The sequence below is a fragment of the Microcystis sp. M44BS1 genome (assembly GCF_020244875.1).
Taxonomy (GTDB): Bacteria; Cyanobacteriota; Cyanobacteriia; order Cyanobacteriales; family Microcystaceae; genus Microcystis; species Microcystis panniformis.
The window spans coordinates 1-2844 of sequence record NZ_JADBVM010000283.1; the positions used below are offsets into that span (position 1 = coordinate 1).

General features: G+C 34.5%; 2 protein-coding genes. Both read left to right on the forward strand.

Features of this window, described 5'->3' with window-relative positions:
* The coding region (locus tag IM515_RS21480; protein ID WP_287629536.1) for an AAA family ATPase at nt 1–1572 on the forward strand (1572 nt) is incomplete at its 5' end.
* 18 nt (nt 1573–1590) lie between these two features.
* Entirely contained in the window at nt 1591–2559 is a 969-nt protein-coding gene (locus IM515_RS21485) for a hypothetical protein (protein ID WP_287629537.1), read from the forward strand.
* Nucleotides 2560–2844 lie beyond the last annotated feature (285 nt).

The following is a 2844-nucleotide window of genomic DNA, read 5'->3' on the forward strand; positions in this document are numbered from 1 at the left end:
GCAGATGAGCAAGAGGATAGGATTACAGGAGTTTTAACAATGCGGTTACTACGGGTTCAAGTTCCTGACTTTCGAGTGTTAAAGAATATTGATATTAGTTTCGAGAAAGACTTTTTTCCTCAGATATTCCCTATCGGTAGTCAAAATGGCGGTGGCAAAAGTACCCTTCTACAATTAATTTTTATCCTGCTTCATTGTTCTGGTGATCCAGAAAAGATAGAATATGTGGTAAATGTACTCCATCGATGTCAACTAGAAGATGATTTAGAGCAGAAAACTCTGGCTATGTTTGAAATTCTAACCGACAATCGGGAAGAGGTAAGACTAGATTTTTTGATTTGCAGAGATGCTTATATAAAAGACTTGCTATCTAACATTGACGGACAAAAAGAAGATTTGGATACTGTTAACGTTGATGATTTTAAAATATCTGATTTTGAAAAATTAAAGGATAAGGATATTGATAAACAAACAAAAGTTATCATCGATAAACTTGCCAGTCTTAAAAACATCAAAGATAGATTGACAGAGTTATTGACATTAGAAAATAGAACGGCAATAAGCAATTTAATTTCAAGTCCATTTGCTCAAAAAGAACGTGAGCTTTTATTTAAGCTAAATATTATACCGCCAACATATAAAGTATTGTTTTCATCAACTAATGAATCAAGAATTATCCTAGACTATTCAACAAAAGAAGTATTGGAAAAATCTATTCGAGATGGACTACAAGTAATGAATAAAAATATAGATATTCATTATGGAAAATTCCAATCATTACTACAGCAAATAAAAATCATTAGCAATCTTTTAGAAGGAAATAAATCAATAGGTATTTGTCAAGCCAAAACCCAGAAGAATGAAGAGATATTTTTAGTTTGTAAATTTAGTCAAATCACCCAAGAAGAATTTCAATTATTCATGAAAGAATTATCTTCAAAAATATTTTTAGCCGCACCTTCAACGCAAGTTTTTATCTTTTTACCCAAAGCTACTAACAAGAGTCTTTTTCAGATAAATCAAGGGAATCTGGACTCTAGTAACTATTATTTAGCCATGGCAGATATTAAAAAGAAACTTAGCAACTTATTTACCTACGATTTTCTGCCAGTTGAGCTATTAATTAATTACTTTATCATGGCTCGTGATCAAGATTTTGCTCAAGCTATAGAAACTGGTGAATATGGAAATAACTATCAACTAAAACGGCAAAACTTAAATTCAATTTTATCGGATAAAGAAATTAATTTAGATAAAGATATATCGGGGATTACCTTTAAATTCAAAGGAGACACAAACGGAGAAGAATTATATCCAGAGGATTTGAGTCATGGGGAACTGAAGCGATTAAGTATCTATCTGTGGCTAAAGTATCGTAGGATAAAAGATGCGATTGTCTTGATGGATGAAATTGAGATTGCTCTCCATCCCGACTGGCAATATAGAATTATTGAGGACTTGCAGGAATGGGAACCTAGCAATCAATATATCTTAGCCACTCATTCCTATGAACTCTGTCAAGCTTTAACTCCCGCTCATGTTAAAGAGATAGAACCAAAACTATTGAAATAAAGATGGAGAAACTAACCCATGAGTCTTAAGGAAACGGAACTTTTAGAACATTGTCAATTTATTCTGGCAAACCGTCAAATTCTTAATAAATTTGTCATCCTCTGTGAAGGGGAAATCAAAAAAAATGCCAGCAGGTTATCTCCTCAATCCTATCGAGCTATGGAAGATTTTCCCGATGCTAATTTTTATAGAGCCTGTGTTCCTAGGGATTGGACACAAAAGATACCGACTTTTTTTAACTGTGGTGATAGAAATGATGTTTTAAATACTTACTTTAATCTTTTGCGTTTGCATGAAGAGAACCCAGAAGCTTCTTATTTAAATCCCCAGCAACTGTTCGCTATCGTCGATTTGGACTTACAAAAGAAAGATTTAAAAGATTTAGATGATTCCTATCCATTTAAGGATTTAGAGCAAATTTTTGAGGACTTATATCACAAATCACTGATTAAAGTCAATCGGGTTGGACAGCATAGAATTTGGGTGACGGGATTGATTCATAAAGAGTGCTATTTTATTTTTCCCGATATTCATATTCAATCAATTCTTAGCGAACATTCGGCTGTTTATCGAGATTCCGCTGCTAGACTAGAAAATATTTATCTTGATATGGCAGATAAAATTAAGGATGATGCCGATTTAAAAGATAATTTTTCCAGAGTTAAAGGGAGAATCTCTCATTGTCAAAACCTAGAACTATCGGAAGTGGACAAATTACAGCTATCCTGGCAAAAACAATATCAAGTTAGCCACGACAATAGCCAATCGGAATTAGTGCTGGCTCTGTTGACTATCAAAAAAGCGAAGCAATATTGGTTAGAAGTTGAACCTCCAGAGGACTATACATCACCCCCAGAAAGATATAGAGAACAACTGGCACTAAAAATAGGAAGATTTTATGCTCACAATAGCGATAATCCAAGCTGCCATATTTCCCATCTCCTCAAACTGCTGAAGCTAGAACTCAACCCCAGGGAGCAGGAATAAATTTAATCGCATTATTTGACCTAAAAAAAGAGGGTTCGCAGGCAGGCACGGATTCCCATTCTATATATAAGTATCTGTCAAGTGCGGGGATTTGTCAAGGGTTTTTTTGAAAAAATCTGCCGGAATTTGGCCGGTAGGATAAGAGATTGTTTCACCTTTGCCTGTGAGCTACAATAAGCAGATGAGCAAGAGGATAGGATTACAGGAGTTTTAACAATGCGGTTACTACGGGTTCAAGTTCCTGACTTTCGAGTGTTAAAGAATATTGATATTAGTTTCGAGAAA

Coding starts and splice junctions, on each gene's coding strand:
- IM515_RS21485 (WP_287629537.1), top strand. CDS start 1,591: ATGAGTCTTAAGGAAACGGAACTTTTAGAACATTGTCAATTTATTCTG.